At 41.5% G+C, this 17,224-nt stretch carries 17 protein-coding genes, 7 tRNA genes and 1 pseudogene; 18 read left to right on the forward strand and 7 right to left on the reverse strand.

The genetic code is table 11. From position 1 onward, the window contains the following. Positions 1-176 precede the first annotated feature (176 nt). The gene (locus OIZ54_RS13670) at positions 177-416 is read right to left on the reverse strand and encodes a DUF2789 domain-containing protein (protein WP_004585970.1); all 240 of its coding nucleotides are present in this window, start codon (positions 414-416) and stop codon (positions 177-179) included. Positions 417-627: 211 nt separating this feature from the next. Here OIZ54_RS13670 and OIZ54_RS13675 point away from each other — a divergent pair, with 211 nt between their 5' ends. After that, positions 628-1,272 carry a GNAT family N-acetyltransferase gene (locus OIZ54_RS13675; RefSeq protein WP_024033694.1) on the forward strand — a complete coding sequence of 215 codons (645 nt, stop codon included), beginning with the start codon at positions 628-630 and terminating at the stop codon, positions 1,270-1,272. A 740-nt stretch (positions 1,273-2,012) separates the two neighbouring features. On the opposite strand, the gene OIZ54_RS13680 is transcribed toward OIZ54_RS13675, so the two are convergent. Together OIZ54_RS13680 and OIZ54_RS13685 are read right to left on the reverse strand one after the other, a co-directional pair. After that, a complete protein-coding gene (locus OIZ54_RS13680) occupies positions 2,013-2,312 on the reverse strand; it encodes a DUF3301 domain-containing protein (RefSeq protein WP_004585972.1) in 300 nt (99 codons plus the stop codon). Further along, the gene (locus tag OIZ54_RS13685; protein WP_004585973.1) at positions 2,312-3,340 is read right to left on the reverse strand and encodes a DUF3549 family protein; all 1,029 of its coding nucleotides are present in this window, start codon (positions 3,338-3,340) and stop codon (positions 2,312-2,314) included. The genes OIZ54_RS13680 and OIZ54_RS13685 overlap by 1 nt, the downstream gene beginning before the upstream one ends. A gap of 105 nt (positions 3,341-3,445) precedes the next feature. Here OIZ54_RS13685 and OIZ54_RS13690 point away from each other — a divergent pair, with 105 nt between their 5' ends. From OIZ54_RS13690 to OIZ54_RS13700, 3 genes are read left to right on the forward strand one after another with little or no spacing between them, the layout of a single operon-like run. After that, positions 3,446-3,766, forward strand: a complete 321-nt coding sequence (locus OIZ54_RS13690) for a YqcC family protein (protein WP_264390618.1) — start codon at positions 3,446-3,448, stop codon at positions 3,764-3,766. Next, positions 3,759-4,523 carry a tRNA pseudouridine(65) synthase TruC gene (gene truC / locus OIZ54_RS13695; RefSeq protein ID WP_154945286.1) on the forward strand — a complete coding sequence of 255 codons (765 nt, stop codon included), beginning with the start codon at positions 3,759-3,761 and terminating at the stop codon, positions 4,521-4,523. The genes OIZ54_RS13690 and truC overlap by 8 nt, the downstream gene beginning before the upstream one ends. Then, the gene (locus tag OIZ54_RS13700) at positions 4,523-4,972 is read left to right on the forward strand and encodes a flavodoxin (protein ID WP_024033689.1); all 450 of its coding nucleotides are present in this window, start codon (positions 4,523-4,525) and stop codon (positions 4,970-4,972) included. Before truC ends, OIZ54_RS13700 begins: the two co-directional genes overlap by 1 nt. Positions 4,973-5,245: 273 nt before the next feature. On the opposite strand, the gene OIZ54_RS13705 is transcribed toward OIZ54_RS13700, so the two are convergent. Further along, complete coding sequence (locus OIZ54_RS13705; protein WP_096041966.1) at positions 5,246-6,823, reverse strand: LysM peptidoglycan-binding domain-containing protein; 1,578 nt, start codon at positions 6,821-6,823, stop codon at positions 5,246-5,248. 184 nt (positions 6,824-7,007) lie between these two features. Beyond that, positions 7,008-7,781, reverse strand: a complete 774-nt coding sequence (gene gloB, locus OIZ54_RS13710) for a hydroxyacylglutathione hydrolase (protein WP_264390619.1) — start codon at positions 7,779-7,781, stop codon at positions 7,008-7,010. Positions 7,782-7,834: 53 nt separating this feature from the next. On the opposite strand from gloB, the gene OIZ54_RS13715 reads away from it, so the two are divergent. Beyond that, on the forward strand, positions 7,835-8,611 hold the full coding sequence (locus OIZ54_RS13715) for a class I SAM-dependent methyltransferase (RefSeq protein WP_004585979.1): 777 nt from the start codon (positions 7,835-7,837) through the stop codon (positions 8,609-8,611). Positions 8,612-8,688: 77 nt separating this feature from the next. Here OIZ54_RS13715 and rnhA read toward each other — a convergent pair whose 3' ends face one another. Further along, the gene (gene rnhA, locus OIZ54_RS13720) at positions 8,689-9,153 is read right to left on the reverse strand and encodes a ribonuclease HI (RefSeq protein WP_264390620.1); all 465 of its coding nucleotides are present in this window, start codon (positions 9,151-9,153) and stop codon (positions 8,689-8,691) included. Positions 9,154-9,221: 68 nt separating this feature from the next. On the opposite strand from rnhA, the gene dnaQ reads away from it, so the two are divergent. The 11 genes from dnaQ to OIZ54_RS13775 all read left to right on the forward strand — a co-directional run bounded on the left by dnaQ (position 9,222) and on the right by OIZ54_RS13775 (position 13,366). After that, entirely contained in the window at positions 9,222-9,935 is a 714-nt protein-coding gene (gene dnaQ, locus OIZ54_RS13725; protein WP_004585981.1) for a DNA polymerase III subunit epsilon, read from the forward strand. Between the two features lie 8 nt (positions 9,936-9,943). Further along, complete coding sequence (locus OIZ54_RS13730) at positions 9,944-11,314, forward strand: TIGR03503 family protein (protein WP_004585982.1); 1,371 nt, start codon at positions 9,944-9,946, stop codon at positions 11,312-11,314. A gap of 98 nt (positions 11,315-11,412) precedes the next feature. Further along, positions 11,413-11,489, forward strand: a tRNA-Asp gene (locus OIZ54_RS13735). A gap of 27 nt (positions 11,490-11,516) precedes the next feature. Then, positions 11,517-11,593: transfer RNA gene (locus tag OIZ54_RS13740), tRNA-Asp, on the forward strand. A 41-nt stretch (positions 11,594-11,634) separates the two neighbouring features. Beyond that, positions 11,635-11,711 (forward strand) — tRNA-Asp (locus tag OIZ54_RS13745). A 22-nt stretch (positions 11,712-11,733) separates the two neighbouring features. After that, a tRNA-Asp gene (locus tag OIZ54_RS13750) sits at positions 11,734-11,810 on the forward strand. Between the two features lie 37 nt (positions 11,811-11,847). Beyond that, positions 11,848-11,924 (forward strand) — tRNA-Asp (locus OIZ54_RS13755). 37 nt (positions 11,925-11,961) lie between these two features. Further along, positions 11,962-12,038 (forward strand) — tRNA-Asp (locus OIZ54_RS13760). A gap of 53 nt (positions 12,039-12,091) precedes the next feature. Further along, a tRNA-Asp gene (locus OIZ54_RS13765) sits at positions 12,092-12,168 on the forward strand. A 217-nt stretch (positions 12,169-12,385) separates the two neighbouring features. Continuing rightward, positions 12,386-12,532, forward strand: a complete 147-nt coding sequence (locus tag OIZ54_RS13770) for a helix-turn-helix domain-containing protein (protein ID WP_223230549.1) — start codon at positions 12,386-12,388, stop codon at positions 12,530-12,532. A 267-nt stretch (positions 12,533-12,799) separates the two neighbouring features. Continuing rightward, a complete protein-coding gene (locus OIZ54_RS13775) occupies positions 12,800-13,366 on the forward strand; it encodes a transcriptional regulator (RefSeq protein ID WP_264390621.1) in 567 nt (188 codons plus the stop codon). Between the two features lie 68 nt (positions 13,367-13,434). Here the strand turns inward: OIZ54_RS13775 and OIZ54_RS13780 are convergent. Next, positions 13,435-15,356: pseudogene (locus OIZ54_RS13780) on the reverse strand (alpha/beta fold hydrolase). A gap of 167 nt (positions 15,357-15,523) precedes the next feature. Here OIZ54_RS13780 and OIZ54_RS13785 point away from each other — a divergent pair. Further along, positions 15,524-16,114 carry an ATP-binding cassette domain-containing protein gene (locus OIZ54_RS13785; RefSeq protein ID WP_264390622.1) on the forward strand — a complete coding sequence of 197 codons (591 nt, stop codon included), beginning with the start codon at positions 15,524-15,526 and terminating at the stop codon, positions 16,112-16,114. Beyond that, positions 16,111-17,223 carry a DUF6136 family protein gene (locus OIZ54_RS13790; protein WP_264390623.1) on the forward strand — a complete coding sequence of 371 codons (1,113 nt, stop codon included), beginning with the start codon at positions 16,111-16,113 and terminating at the stop codon, positions 17,221-17,223. The genes OIZ54_RS13785 and OIZ54_RS13790 overlap by 4 nt, the downstream gene beginning before the upstream one ends. Position 17,224 lies beyond the last annotated feature (1 nt).

The following is a 17,224-nucleotide window of genomic DNA, read 5'->3' on the forward strand; positions in this document are numbered from 1 at the left end:
AGCAGAGGGGGGATTATACCAATTCGCAATAATACTTAATCATTTTGCGGGGCTAAACGGGTCGCTACCTGTGTTAAAAAATTTTTCATTTAGAACAAGCAAATAGTTAATTTTTGCTTAGCTATAAACACGTTTATCGAGCCTCAAAATAGGTCGCATAATTAAGCAAATTAGTATTACTTACCTTCTTGGCGAAGCCTCACATCAAGTTCATCAATTACTTCGCTCCACGCGCCATCTTCTGCTAGCGATTCTGCTAAAAAATGCTGCTGTGATTCATCCCAAAAAGGAGCTTGTTGTAAAAGCGTTGTGTCTTCTAGTGAGTGAGAAGCAATAAAATCGTCAATCTGTTGTTCTGAGCTAGGTAAACCCAATTGTGCAAACAACGTTTTCATATCGTGTTTTGTCGTATCCATATTATTACTCCATCTGATTAAATTAAACCAAGCTTAGAGCCAGACTATAGGCTTTGCTAGTTAAACTCTCGCTGAATTGACGGTATTTTTGCTTTAGGTATATAGTTAACTTGCAGTATAGATAAACATTTTCGCCATACAATTACCAATTACTTTATATACGGTAAATAGTTTGGCAACGTTGAGGGTAGTAAAGCAAAAAGGATACACAATGACAGTCACCTCTAATGAGCACACATTAAGCGTACAATACCTTGCCCCTGAAGATATAAGCACTGCAGGGAGTTTAATCTATCAGGCCTATCATGATGATCCGCTACTTCAAAATTTATTAGGTTATGATCAACATAATATGGCTGCCTACGAGAAAAAATTACGCTCAGTGATACGCGAAGAGCTCAGTGCTTTTTGGCAAGAAAAACTGCCATTAATAGGCTTGTACCGCGATGATAAATTAAAAGCGGTGGCGTGTGTATTTGAGTCAAGCAGCCAATTACAACCAGAGCGTTATTGGCATTGGCGCTTAAAGTTAATGCTGAGCGCAGGGTATTTGCAAACCAACCAACTAATAGAAAAAGAGCAAACAATACGCACTGCGCTTAATGAGATTGGCGATTACTACTATTTAGCGTTTATTGCGGTAGACCCGCACGTGCAAGGCCACGGGCTTGGGCGCTACCTGTTACGAGGCTTAGATGATTTAGCAACTAAAAACACAGGGGCTAAAGGGCTTGCCGTTTTTGTTACACGCCAAGAGCATAATACGTTTTTTAAATCAGAAGGATTTAGCACTTATAAAGCACTTGCCTTTAATAAAGTATCCGGAGAGCTTCTTTTTAAACCATATGCAAAGTAAGTCTGTAAGCGATAAGCGCCATTACGGACATATGCCCGTGAGACATATCTTACATTGGCGTGCGCATTATCAGTTACGGTCGTTCATAAATGCAGCTTTAAAAGGGTAAGCTTTTGTTTAGTATTGGGTTTTATATTTTTTCATATATATTACGAAAAATTAATTTTGTTTACCTAGTAGGATGAAACCCAAACTCGCGTAGTATTTAACTTGTCAAGACGACATAGCTTAATGACTAAGCTACTGCCAAGGATACGGAATAGGCAACATAGCAGATGCTAGCAGGAAGCATAAAGGACAAGTTAAAAAGGACGCAAGGACGAACTAGGAAGTGCATGAGGCGCTTAGTAGTTGGAACTACTTAAGGATATTTACGGATGAGGCTACAGGAAGTAGCAGGAGCGTTAGTTTACGCAGGATGGCCAAGGCGGCAAGTGGAAAATGCAGGATGCATTTAAAGTGGCAGGAGCTACTTAAAAGGATGACCAAGGATGATGCTACAGTAAGTAGCCAAGCGTTAGTTTACGTGGGTTAGCCAGGATGGTTATGGATTTTGCAGGATGCAATGTTGAGGGTAAATAGGGTTGTTTACTCGTTCAGGGGATGATAATACGGATTTTGGGTCAAGGATAACAAGCAGGATGCTGTAAGAGTGGGGCGTAACTTTTGTTACGCCTTAGTTTTATGTATTAACTTATTTTAGTGGTTCACTTTAACCCCACCGGTTTTAACGATTAGAGTTAAATTTTGTGTGGCGGCACAACAACGCTTTTTAGCATTTCATTTTCCATAATTAAAATACCTTGATAGGCATTTTCGCCATCACTTGAAAACTCAAACATAAATTCGCTTTTGATCCCCGGTTTGCCATTTTTTAAAATGCCAAAGCGGCGTTTTGTGCACGCTACGCTCATTAACTGAACCTGTAATTGCTCAGCTTGGCGCGCGGCATGACTGTTAGCAGCTTCTGCCACTTTTCGATTTAGCCAAAATAAGTAAATTACAGCGCCAATGGCGATAAACGTCCACAAAGTAGCCATTAAGAGAACAACCTTCCAATTGCGCGAGCGAGCGTTTCGCTGCGATTTTCTTTACGTAATAAGCCTAGTAAGTGTGGGCGTATAGTGGGTATTGCAACTAAATCAGCAAAGATACTCGGGAATAGCTCGGCAATTTGTTGGTGGTGCGCACAATTATCCATAAAAATATGTAAGCGCTCAGGCTCTTCTAGTTGAGAAAAGCATCGCCCTGCAATCGTTAAAAGTACATCTGAATCAGTGCCAACAGATGAGCTTAATGCAGCATCTACTAGTTGTGTACACAGCCCTTGCGCTTGACCTTTTGAAAGCGAGCGCAGTGCGGCAGTTAGTGCAATTGTATCGTTATTTTCAATGGCAGTGTGGCCATAGGCAACTAAAAGCTCACTGAGTGATGGCGGTATTTCTACATGTTCAAGCATGGCGCTCAAAGGCTGCAATACCTCTAGTGGTAAATGCGGCCAAGCTTTTTGCAAGTTTGCTAAGTTGTTGTCGTTATTTAGGCGCAGTGCAAAATCGGCAATACCTTGTAGCGCAACGCTTTGCCAATCATCAAAACCTAAAGTGCCACTAAAGTACAGCTGCGTGTGCTCGTAATATTTAGAGGCTGGTTGCTTTAACAATACTTTAAGTTGGGCGTTAAAAGCCGCTAATTTATTTGCATTAGGGGTAAACACATAAGGGTTATTATCTAGCTTACCATCGGCTTGCTCGCCGGTAATTTCGCTGCCTAGGGCTTCAATTACCATATTAGCGAAATGATCGCGGCTCGCGCTCACTAATTTACTTTGCTCATCAAGTGGAAACTTTAAAAACCATACATAAGGTTCTTTACTTGCTTTGCTATCCCAAAATTGAATAGCCAGCCATGCATGCCCCGCAAGCGGATAAGGATAAGGAACTTGTGCTTGCTCAATAGCTAAAAACTGTTTTTTATCAAGCTTAGTAATATGCCTGCCAATATCAAAAGCACGCCATTGTGTACCGGCGCCATCTAAGAGTTGGCCAAGTGTCGCTATGTGTTCGCTCATCGTTATCTCAATTGTTTTTACTGCAAAATTGCCTCAATTATACGCCATAGCAGGCATTGAGGGAACAGGGTATAATTGCCCTATAACGTAAAAAGAAGAGTGGTTATGTATCAGCAAACGCAGGCTTATTTAAACCAATTAAGCACACTTTTAAAAAAACATAAACTGTGGCAAAGCACGCTAATAGAGGCGCATAAATTACAATCTCAAGTGCCTTTTTGTCACGATACCATGGCATTTGAGCAATGGTTACAGTTTGTATTTATTGAAAAAATGCAGCAATTAATAACGCTTAACCAACCATTGCCACAAAATTTTGCCATTGCGCCTATGGCAGAAATGGCGTTAGTGGGTAAAACCGGCAGCGGCGAAATTATAACGCTACTTAGTGAACTTGATGCTTTTTTGGGTAAACCCCATGACTGAAAAGGGAGAACCTGTAGAGTACGGCGAGCTTAATATTCTTTACCAAGACGAATACTTTGTTGCCATAGATAAGCCCGCAGGCTTATTGGTTCATCGCTCTTTTTTAGATAAACACGAAACCCAGTTTGCAATGCAAATGCTGCGCGACCAATTAGGGCAACATGTATTTCCGGTGCACAGGCTAGATAGACCAACATCAGGTGTGCTGCTATTTGCTTTAAGTTCAGAATCTGCCCGAGACATGAACAAACTATTTATTGAAGGCACTATAACAAAACGTTATTTAGCGCTTGTACGTGGTTTTGCGCCTGAATCGGTGTTTTTAGATAAACCGTTAAAAGAAGAGCTTGATAAAATAGCTGACAAATTTGCCACGCAAAATAAAGCGCCACAAGCGGCGCAAACACAATTTAATTGTCTGCATCAAGCCACGCTACCAATTCCTATTGGTAAATACCCCACGGTGCGTTACTCGCTCGTAGAGTGTTTTCCAAAAACAGGGCGAAAGCATCAAATTAGGCGCCACCTTAATCATTTATCAATACCTATTATTGGTGATGTAAATCATGGTGATAACCAGCATAATCAATTTTTTAGGGAGCATTTTGCACTGCGGCGGTTAATGCTATTTGCAACGCAGCTTAGTTTTGTGCACCCTTACACGCATAAACCCATCGTAATTAAAGCGCCACTAGGTGAAGACATGCTTAGTATATGTAAGCAACTAGGTTGGCCACAGCAAGAAAAGGATTATTAATGGCACATATTAGTATTTTTGTAGGCAGCGTTAACGGCGGCGCAGAACGTTTAAGCTACGACGTTGCAAATACAATTGAAAAAGCGGGGCACACTGCGAGCGTTATTAGTGAGGCCTCACTTGATGATATAAAAAACGCCTCACATATATTAGTTGTTACCTCTACCACAGGGCAAGGCGATGTACCTAGCAATTTAGCAGGGCTCTACTTTGCTATGAATAGCACATTTCCGATGCTAACTGATAAGCCATTTGGTGTTATAGCCATGGGCGATAGATGCTACGGCGATACGTTTTGCGGTGCAGGGCGCAGCTTTGATGAGCTACTACGTGACTTGCAAGCTAAGCCGGTAGGAAACCGTTTAGAAATAGATGCCTGCGAAGACTTTGAGCCATGGCCTGTAGCAGAGCCGTGGTTAAAAGCATGGCTTGAAAAATTACCAGCTTAGTAACACCAATGCGCAATAATGCTTAATCATTTTGCGGGGTTAAACGTGTCGCTAGCTGCGTTAAAAAATGCTCATTTACGACCGCATGGATGCAGAAGGCAGAACCATGCAGGAGCAATTGCCGAGAACAACTAAATAGCGAATTTATTGCCTAGCTATTAACACGTTTTTCCGGCCTCAAAATAGAGCATTTAATTAAGCGAATTGGTATTAACTGCTTATATGTACAAAAAAGGAGCGCATGCGCTCCTTTTTTAATTATTAAACCGTTGGTTAACTACTTCTTACATCAACCTTAAGCTTTAACTTTTGGCCAGGCTGTAAATACTTTTGGCCGGCTAAGTTATTCCACTTAATAATTTCGTTTACGGTTAAATTAAATTTAGACGCAATACGTGCAAGCGAGTCACCACGGCGTACTTTGTACGTAATGGTGCGATTAGTACTTGCAGTTGCTTGTGGTTTACTCGCTGATTTATAAACAGTGAGCTTTTGATTTAAGCGCAATACTGAATTTTTCTTCAGTTTATTCCACGAAGCCAGCTCATCCATCGTGACATCGTATTCGCGACTAATGTCCCACAGGGTGTCGCCACTTTTAACCGTGTGCGACAGCTTAGTACGGGTGGCTTTATTAGCAGCTAAACGCATTTGCTTAGGTAAATGTTCGCTATTAATTGCCCCATCGGTTAAGGGTACTAATAACTGTTGGCCAATACGTATGGTGTTTGACTTTAATTTATTAAGCGAGCGAATAGCACTAGTGCTAGTGGTAAACTTTTTAGCAATAACCGATAGGCTATCTCCGCTCGCCACAGTGTATTGCTGCCAGCGTAAGCGGTCTTTAACATCGGTTTGCGCCAGCTTTTGGCTGAATTGTTCCGCTTTATCGGTGGGTAATAGTAAAAAATGCGGACCGTTAGGGTCGGTCGCCCAGCGGTTAAAGCCTGGGTTTAACCTGTATAGCTCAGTAAGAGTCATATCGGCCATATCTGCGGCCAGTGCAAGGTCAATCTGCGTGCCTACATCAACTACTTCTACAACTTGCGCGTTGATAACCGGTTTCCACTTTACATTAAACTCATCAGCGCGTTTTAATAAATCGGCAAGGGCTAAAAGCTTTGGTACATACGCGGTGGTTTCGCTTGGTAAGTCGAGAGACCAAAAGTCTGTTGGTAAATGCTTTTTACGATTTTTCTTAATCGCACGCATTAAACGCCCTTCGCCTGAATTATAAGCGGCAATGGCGTTTAACCAATCGCCTTCAAGGGTTTTGTGTAAATACGATAAGTAATCAAGGGCAGCACGCGTAGATTGCACTATGTCGCGTCGTCCGTCGTACCACCAGTTTTGTTTTAAATCAAAACGCTCGCCAGTGGCTGGCATAAATTGCCAAATACCCGAAGCACTGCGATTAGAGTAGCCAAATGGGTCAAACGCGCTTTCTACAATAGGTAAAAGGGCAATTTCGATAGGCATTTCGCGCTTTTCTACTTCTTCAACAATAAAGTGTAAGTAAGGTTCTGCGCGTTTTGAAATGCGGTCCAAATAAGCTTGATGACGCGCATAGTAATTACGCTCGGTAACAACAGGGCGGTTTTGCGGTACATCAATAGACAGTTGGTAGCGAATGCGCTCCCACACATCATCAAAAACGGGGGCGTCTTCGCTCTGCTCAACGTGTTGATATTGGGCGTTTACCATCAATGCATTGTTAATATCGTTAGGGCTTGCGCCTTCTAAGCGCTTATTTGCTTGGGTAGCAGCTTGTGCGTCTGAATCTACGGTTGTTAATGTTTGACAACCACTTAGCGCAAGCGCCAAGGCAATTAATAGAGGAGATTTATTCATATATACCAATACATCAGGTAAAAAAACTCGGCGAATACTACCCGTTATGAGTCAACATTGCCACTTAACGACCAACTTTAACATGTTGATAAAACCATTCGCTATTTTTAAACCAATGGTTTTACCTAGGATATACCTAACCACGATGCTGCAAAATTAATTACAACAGGTCAACATATCTTAACTAAAAGTTGTCTTTGAATCGTCTCAGACTTGCAAAGTTTTCCCATGGTTCATTGTTTTTTGTAACCAACACAAATTCTTTTGGAATTAACTCTGTAATAGTAGGTAGGTCGCTGCGCATAAATGGATTAACTTTAAGCTCTTGGCCTATTGTACTTGGCAGTGTAATTTCGCCCTTAGCACACTGTGCATCTACTTTGTCGCTGTATTGGAGTAGCTCAGGGTTACGCGGCTCAACGGCTTTTGCAAATGCTAAATTAGCTTGCGTATATTCATGCGTGCAATACACTTTGCAGGTTTTAGGTAGCTCACGCAGCTTATTAAACGACTCCCACATTTGCTCAGGCGTCCCTTCAAATAATCGCCCACAGCCCCCACTAAAAAGCGTATCGCCGGTAAAAGCCAACTCTTCATGAATATAACAAATGTGATCAAGGGTATGGCCAGGGGTGGTAATAATGTTAAAACGCGTACCCAATACCTCAATGCTATCGCCATCAACCAGTGTATTGGTGATCCCCGCAAACGGACTGTTAATAGGACCGTACACTGCAATGTTTGAAAACTGTTTTACAAGCTCGGCTACGCCACCGGTATGATCGCTGTGATGATGGGTAATTAAAATGCCATCAAGTTGTAAGTTATGCTCTGCTAAATGCGCTATAACGGGCTGAGCATCGCCCGGGTCAACCACCCATGCTAGGTCGCTATTATGGGTAGTTAAACACCAAATATAATTGTCAGAAAATGCTTTAATTGCTTTAACTTGCACCATATTAATTTGCTCTATAAAGTGACGGGTAACACCTAGTATAACGAGCTATAAAAATGAAACCAGCCCTTAGTTTTCAAGAAGGACCCAAACCGCTGTCATGGCAGCAGTTCCCTCATGGGGATTATTTACGTGCTGACATTGAACAAAAAATGGATCAATGGCTGCCGCGTATGTTTGGTTACCATATGCTTAAATTAGGTAATTTAAGTGGCGAGCTTAATACCAGCGTAAGCACTATAAAACACCAAGTATGTGTTGCCGAAGAGGGGCCTTACACAGGTGTGATAGCCGATATAGACGAACTGCCTTTTTATGAGCACAGTGTTGATGCGTGTATTTTAAGCCACTGCTTAGAGTATCACTCAGACCCACATCACATATTACGCGAGGCGCATCGCACACTTATACCCGGTGGTTACATTGTTATTACCGGATTTAATCCGTTTAGTTTATGTGGATTGGCGCAAATGTTGCCCTTTAGCGGCCAAAAGCTGCCGTGGACGGGGCGTTTTTTTACGCCTGCGCGGGTAAAAGATTGGCTTAATTTATTGGGGTTTGAAATTATTAGCGATGAGCGCTTTATTTACTCATCTCTTGCGCGTGGTAACAGGCTTTCGCGGTTTGCATTTTGGCGCAGTTTTGCCAAACAGTATTTAAAACCTATGGGGAGTGTGTATATGCTGGTGGCGCGAAAACGTGTGGCTCCGCTTACGCCTATAAAACCTAAGTGGCATGCAAGGCCGCAGTTTTCACCTGTAAAAGGGGCAGGGCTCAGACAAACCTCAAAGCAGCACTTTAAACAGTGTGAGCAAAAAAATAATAATAGTTAAAAAATGTAAGTAGGCACTTTTTAACCCAGCCATGAGCCTTACACTCATGGCATTAAAAGTGCGAAAGCTTTGACGGGTTAAGGCTGATACCCTACATCATCAAGTAGGTTGCTACTGCCTGCAGCGACACGTGCCAAATCGTCAACTATTTCGTTATATTTATGCCCGCTATGTCCCTTTACCCATTTCCATGTAACCGTGTGCTCGCTACAAGCGCTATCAAGTCGCTTCCATAAATCAACATTTTTAACCGGTTTTTTTGCCGATGTTTGCCAGCCCCGTTTTTTCCAATTTGCAATCCACGACTCAATACCCTGCTTAACATATTGGCTATCTGTGGTGAGGTTAACGGTGCAAGGGCGGGTAAGTGATTCAAGGGCAACAATGGCAGCGAGCATTTCCATACGGTTGTTTGTGGTGAGCTTATACCCTTGGCTTAATTTTTTTTCGTGGCCGTTATAAATCATAAAAATACCATAACCACCAGGGCCCGGATTACCTAAACATGAGCCATCGGTGTAAATCTCTACGGTTTTTTGCACTGTTTTACCTTGATATTATGTACAATAAAGTGATTATAGAAAGATACCAGAGTCAGGCTAAATTCGATATGGCACGTAGACAAATAGTTTTAGATACAGAAACCACCGGCATCGACCCCAAACAGGGGCACCGCATTATAGAAATTGGGTGTGTAGAATTAATAAACCGACGTTTAACCGGTAATAATTTTCATGTTTACATTAACCCACAACGCAGCATTGAAGAAGAAGCAATAGATGTTCACGGTATTACCAACGAGTTTTTACGTGATAAACCACTTTATCGCGATATAGCGCAAGAGTTTTTTGACTACATTAAAGGTGCAGAGCTTGTAATACATAACGCCCCGTTCGATGTGGGCCATATGGATAACGAGTTTGCGCTGCTTAACCAAGGCTACCCAAATACGCACGAGTACTGCCAAGTTCTCGACACCCTTAAAATGGCGCGTGACTTGCATCCTGGTCAAAAGAACAACCTAGATGCTTTGTGCCGCCGTTACGATATAGACAACGCAAAACGAACATTACACGGCGCATTACTGGATTCTGAAATTTTAGCCGATGTTTACCTTGCCATGACGGGCGGGCAAACCAAGCTAAACTTAAACCAAAATAAAGATGACGGCAGTGAGCAACAGACTGGTGGCATAAGACGCTTAAGTAGTGACCGAGCACCTTTAGTTGTATTGCGCGCAAACGACGCTGAGCAAAGCGCACACGAAGCACGACTCGATCTTGTAGACAAAGAAGGCGGCCACTGTTTATGGCGCGCTGAATAAGGCCAACTATGAAAACGATGTATTTTATAACTGTATTGTGCGCCACCTCGCTGTTTAGCGCCAGTGCGTTTGCCGTTAAGCAAGTAGAGCTGCTTAAACGCGACGGCGAACAAAATGAAATACCGCTGCTAGATAACCGTTTTCGTATAGACAGCCAATTAGACGAAATAACCTTACTATTTTTTAGAAAGCCAGGTTCGCCCGCGGTTATTTTAGTCAGGCCCGATGGCAGCAAGTACTTTGCCACTAACGCCGTTAAAGATCCCAACCTCGATTGGTTTGATGAGCTTAGTTACGACTTAATCACCATAAAAAAACCGATGGCTGGCCCATGGCAAGTTATTGGCCGCATTTTGCCCGACAGCCGCATTGTGGTGTTAGGGGAAGTGTCTTTAAAAGCACAGCCATTACCTCCTATGTTATTTAGAGGCGAGACAATAAAAATAACGGGCGAAATTTTAAATGATGATGAGCCTATCGATGCTAACTTATTCACAGATGTAGTTAGCCTAAACGTTGACTTTGTAAGTACCAACGATGAAAGCTATGCAAACTTTGGTGCAGGCACTCAAGAAGTTGCCGAATTTAAAGACGATGGCCGCGGCTTTGATGAACGCCCTAACGATGGAGTGTTTACTGGCGAATTTAAATTAGACTTTCCTGCAGGGCAGTGGACACCAGAACTCTATATAGCGACCCCCTTATTACAGCGACGCATTGTGCAAGACCCTATCATTGTGCATGAACCGCCATTTAAATCTGAGGTCGCACTGGCAGAGCTTGATACTGACGATCACCAGCTAACTATTAATATAGATAGCAACATAGTTAAACCTGAAACCGTTATTGTGCAGGGAAAAATTTATTACCCTAATAATGAAGAGCAAATGTTTACAATTGACGCGCAAGCGGGTGATACACGCCAACTAGCAATTAAAAACTATGATTGGGGAAGATACAGCGTTGAACTGTCTGTTTTTGGCACTAATATAAACGGTCGTGAGTTTATGGCCACAATACCAACATACAAATTTGAGATAGAAAGGCCAATAGAAGCAGTGCCCGAAATAGACCCTGCTACGCTTATTGATCAAAACCTGGCCTTGGAAGCTGAGCCCGTTGAAGAAAAAATGGCCACTTCTACATTAGTGACTTTAATCGTGGGCTGTAATTTACTCATTTTATTGTTAGGGTGGTTAGCAATTCGTATTTTTGTACAGAAAAAGCCAATCAAATTTAACTTTAAACTGCCTTTTTTAAACAAAAAGAAAGTAAACGATGAGAGCAACGCCGATGCAGAAAAAAATCAAGTCGGCAAAAATGGCTCAAAAAGTGACAAATCAGGTGAAATTTTAAACCTTTCGATGTCAGATGACTAAAAAACCTGTAAAAAAACAAAAAAGCCCTTGACGAAGTAGGGGCTGATTCGTATTATTCACGCCGCTGCAAAGGGAGACCTAAGCAGAAACGAAAATGCGGAGTGGTAGTTCAGTTGGTTAGAATACCGGCCTGTCACGCCGGGGGTCGCGGGTTCGAGTCCCGTCCACTCCGCCAATTTTCGACAATTTGTAAGTAGACGCTGGAGTGGTAGTTCAGTTGGTTAGAATACCGGCCTGTCACGCCGGGGGTCGCGGGTTCGAGTCCCGTCCACTCCGCCAACACTTACACAACATATGGTTGTAAAACATATTCTTATTATGGAGTGGTAGTTCAGTTGGTTAGAATACCGGCCTGTCACGCCGGGGGTCGCGGGTTCGAGTCCCGTCCACTCCGCCAATTAACAGTTTAAATACGCGCTGGAGTGGTAGTTCAGTTGGTTAGAATACCGGCCTGTCACGCCGGGGGTCGCGGGTTCGAGTCCCGTCCACTCCGCCACTATTTAAACACTGTTATGTTACAAAATTTGTATGCTGGAGTGGTAGTTCAGTTGGTTAGAATACCGGCCTGTCACGCCGGGGGTCGCGGGTTCGAGTCCCGTCCACTCCGCCAACAAATTTAGTAATGACAAGTAATATGATATCTCTGCGGAGTGGTAGTTCAGTTGGTTAGAATACCGGCCTGTCACGCCGGGGGTCGCGGGTTCGAGTCCCGTCCACTCCGCCATTTGATATCGTAACAAAATTAGTAAGTGCATTACCCCATGCACATACCACTGCGGAGTGGTAGTTCAGTTGGTTAGAATACCGGCCTGTCACGCCGGGGGTCGCGGGTTCGAGTCCCGTCCACTCCGCCACTTGTTATTTCCTCAATAGCAAGCTTATAAAATCCTTGGTTAAATAATTGTATAAATTACCCTTTGGCTATCAGCTATCAGCTATCAGCTATCAGCTAAATAATCGACTACTTAATGCTAACCTGCTAATATTCCTGCCTATTCTTTAATATTCAGCTTCTTATACCTGCATGAATAGCCAAGAATCTAGTCTCACTTTAAAAAAGGAAGCACTAAAATGAGCACACTAGGTCAACAAGTAAAGCAGCTAAGAAATAATAAAAAATTGAGCCAACCTGAATTTGCCCAGCAAGTAGGGATAGAGCAAAATCATACCCAAACTACCTCAAGATGCGAGTTTCAGTTGGAATTAAAAGCGATTTAGGCAAGGCATTGCTTGCAATTAATAGTGGTTCTATTGTTAAAATCAATAACGCAGTATCAATCGCTTTTAAACCAACCCTTTGGGCGTTTCACAGGCACTTACTCTCATCGTTGTTACTTCTTAAAAGGGACTGCCATTGTTGCAAAGTAACGCCTTGATATTAAGCCCCTGTGAGACGCTGAATTCTGCATCTTGAGGTGGTTTGGGTATATATCAAAACTTGAAAACGATAAATCAATTCCCTCGAATGAAATATTTAGAGCCTTATTGATAGCATTAGATCTTTCAATTGATGAGTTTATGAAGCCGCTTGTATCAAGTCATGATAAAGCCAGGCTTATGCAGATACCGGATGTTGAGCAGTGGTATAAAAATAAAGCTGTGAGCACTTCAGTAACTCAGCGTAAATTGATTTATTTAGCAATGTTTTTAATTTCGTTTGGGTGTGCACTATTTTATGCAGGCCATAAAAATTATGTGTTTAACGAACATTTTTATGAGTATCGCTCAATTGGAATTATTAAAAATGATGAACCACTCAATGTTTTCAATCATTGGAAAGATTATATAATAGATCCCAGTGCTGAAAAGCGTACAGCAAAACTTAAAGAGATGCTTGCTAGGCGTGTTGAACTTTTTAAATTAATGGATGAGTATATCGGTGAATCATTTGTCGAAGAAGTGACGGGTGGTAAACGTGTTTATACAACAAATGCTGTCCCACGCTACATATCACATCCAGGTAATACTTGGCTTGAGTTTATTGGATTATTTGCAGCTGTTTTAGGTTTAGCTCTGGCGGTATTAGAACCAAAATTAACGCGTCACGCATAAAAAACTGTATGCGAACAAGCACACAGCTTTTATCTTAAATTTAGCCCATAGTTGTATGGGCTTAAGCGCTATTTTAGATAGGTATCTAAAAAGTTTAAGTAAGCGTTAGAGGCTGTTATACGGTTTTCTTTTTTAGTAAAACCATGCCCTTCATCATCAAACAATACATACTCTACTGGCACGCCATTGGCTTTGACTGCGGCAACGAGCTCATCGCTTTCAACTTGTAAAACACGTGGATCGTTAGCGCCTTGTATTACCATTAAAGGTTTAGTGATATTTTTAGCATGAAATAGTGGCGATATAGCCCGATGACGCTCACCATCTGTTGCAGGGTCGCCCATTTCATCGTACAACGCCTTTTTAAAACTCTCCCACCAGGGTGGAATTGAGTTTAGCGTTCTTACCCAGTTAGTAACCCCAAAAATATTAATACCGACTTTGAATTCTTCCGGCTCAAAAGCAAGGGCTGCAGCAGTCATAAAGCCGCCGTAGCTGCCCCCTATGATGCCAATTTTATCTGCATCAACCCACTCTAAACTCTGCAGGTGCTTTTTACCGTACACAATATCTTGTAAGTCGTCAGTGCCGTGCTTTTTATCATCCAAATGAAAAAATGTTTTGCCATACCCTGAACTCCCCCGGTTGTTAACTGCAAAAATAGCATAGCCATGATTAACTAAATGTTGTTGCATTGCTCTGTAACCAGTACGGCTTTGCCCACCAGGACCACCATGTACCCACACCAGCGCAGGTACTTTATTGTTTCTGTTGGCTTGTTTGGGTTTATACAACACGCTTGGTATTTCTAGAGCATCAAAACTTTTAAAGCGTACAATGGTGCTCTCTACTAAGTCGTTTTGATCTATGTCTTTACTTAATGTGTTAGTAAGCTGCTTAGCTTTATTACTACCCACTTGCCAAACAAATAAATTGCTTGGTGAGGTGTCTGAGGTTAAATAAAACGCCATGGTTTTCTCGTCACTTGAGAAATTCACACCGTGTAAATTACCATTGGGTAGGGCGGGCATAGCAACTTGTTTACTTGTCAGAGTATCTAAAATAGACACTTTGGTACTGGCATCGGCATTGACACCACTTACTTGGTAGCGACCAGATTTAGAAAAATAGATAAAGGTTACATCCCACTCATCTTCTAAGGCCGGCGTGTGCTTACCTGTGGCTAACTCATAGCGCCACATTTGTGAAAACTCGCCTTTTTCGTCTGTAGAGTAATATAAATATTTACCATCAGCAGAGAAGGTTTCAGGCATATATTTTGCGGGATCATCATGCTGGGATATAAGTTGTGGCTTGAGGGTTTTTTTATAAGTGTCAGAATGTATGTATCACTGTCTTTATTGCTATTATTTTTAGATAAAGCAATAAAGCGTCCATCGGGGCTAATGGCGCCAACAACTAATCCGAGCTCATTTTGATAAACAGGAGACACTTTATAGGTTTCACTATCTACACGATATAAATCCATAAATTTGGCATCACGCTGATTACTTGAGATAAAAAACTGGCTGCCGTCTTTTGTAAAACCTGCAAAGCCAGCTCGTGTTTCATCGCCAGGGGTTAAATCTTTGATTGAACCGTCAACTTCACGCACGTAAACATGGTACCGTTCGTTACCGCCTGAGTCTTTGGTAAACAATATACGCTCATCATTAGGGAAATAGCGTACTGGGTAAGTACTGTCTTCAAAATTAGTTAAGCGGGTTTTACTACCGGTTTTAACATCGACTTCGTATAAGCTGTAAATGCCGCTTTCATCGCTACTGACTAACACTTTATCACCACTTGGTGAAAAACTACTGCCCATAATAGAGGTGGTGTCAAAAAAAGTTTTTGCGTCGTAGGTTTTTACTTGTTGTGTTTGCTCAGTTTTTACAGCGCTAGAGCCTAAACTATTAGATTGATTGCAACCCGCTAATGCAAGAGATACAGCACAGGTAATACAGGCAAGTTTGAGGGCTTTTTTCATAGGTACATTCCTTGGTTTATAGTTATGTTTTCATTTAGAAGTGTTGACCTAACGTTTTTCAAACGCAAGTATTTCTGATATGCAAACAGTAATAAAGTGTTACAAACCATAAATCGTTTTTATATAAGTATTCGCTATAATGATAACTCGTTGAAAAGTGGGTATTTATGATAGAAGTCATTGGGTTACATAAACAGTTTGCTGAAAACATATTGTACAACGGTTATAACGTGCGATTCTGTGCACCTAAAATATGCATCGAAGCACCTAATGGCCAAGGGAAAACAACTCTATTGATGATGTTAGCGGGGCTTGAAACTTACGAAAGTGGTGAGCTTTTGTTTTCTGGAAACACATTAACCGAACCACATAAGCAAATTGCTATTGCCTCTGACAGTATTGCTTTACCCGACTTTTTAACAGCAAAGCAAATAATTAACTTATCCTCAAATACATTTGGTTGTTGTTGGCCAACAGCTATAGTCGATGGATTTAATTTTAATGAATTTCTAAATACGCGCTTTGACGCTCTATCATCAGGGAACCAAAAGAAGTGTCAGTTAATTTTAGCGCTTATGCGCGATGCACCGTATTTACTGTTAGATGAACCCAGTGCAGCGCTTGATCAAGCGAGTATTGAGTATTTATTAATTTTACTTGATGAATATTTAGTAAATAAGCCACAAGGTCAAATAATTATTACCTGTCACGAGCCCGAGCCTTTTTTACTGCATGGCTTTGAGTGTATTCCTTTATGATTGCAAATTTAAAACAATCAATTGGCCAATACCGCTTTTTTATGGATTATCGTTTTCAGGCATACAAGACTGAACTTACACAATTATTATTACAACTGAAAAGCTTTGGGGTGTTATTTTTAGTGGTGTTAGGCTCGTCAGTGTTGGGTTTGATATTGCTACTTTTTTTAGGGCTTGGAAAAATTATTGATAGTAGTGATGCACCTCAATATGGTGCGCAAATGGCTTGGCTGTATTTATTGCTACAAAGTGTAATGTTAAGCGCAATGAAGTCTGCAATAAAAAACTCAGCCCAACGAGCATTTCAACAGACATTGGTAAAGCGGTATTGGCTTGGTTTGGTGGATATAAAGCTTTTGCTGTTAAGTAATGGCTGGTTGATTGCAAGCCTTGTTATTGCGATTGACCTGAGCATAGACCAGTGGCTTAGGGTGCCGCATTTTTTGGTGTTTTTACTATTACAATTTATCCTCGGCATTTTATGCTTATACAAGCCAATAGCGCTTGTTTATGGATTTTTGTTATCTGCAATGTGGCTAATGTTACCGTTTGATGTAAGTCCACTGAGTTATCAGTGTGTCTTTGTGCTGTTATTTGCCTTAAGCACCTTAATGGTACCTTTTAATTTTGCAGCTAAGTTAGATCTAAGCTCACTTACAGGCTTTTGGCTAATGTTTTTTATACACAACAGCTGGACTTTGATTTGGCGAGGTGCTTTATTGTTGTGCGTATTTATGGCATTTGAGGTACTACTACAAGAGCGCGCTAATTTAGCTGATATATTTAGTATTTTGTCACTAGCTTTTGTGGTGTTGTTTAGTAGTTCATTACAATTTGATTGTAGTCATCTACATCAACAATATAGTGTGTTTTTTAAAATGCAGAATAAGCAAACAGCATTTTTTATTGGCCAATTTGTTCCTAGTTTAATTGTGCTCTTACTTTCGCTTATTGGTTTTTTTGCTTTATTCAACCAAGCAAGTGGCTTGTTGCTATTAACTGGCATTATTTGGTGCGCAATCCAACAAGCTATCGTGCAAAAAAAACCAGCGCATTACGCGCTGGTTTGGATGATCACAACAGGCGGACTGTTGGCTGCGTTAACCTAAC

Source organism: Pseudoalteromonas sp. A3, assembly GCF_025942345.1.
GTDB lineage: Bacteria > Pseudomonadota > Gammaproteobacteria > Enterobacterales > Alteromonadaceae > Pseudoalteromonas > Pseudoalteromonas atlantica.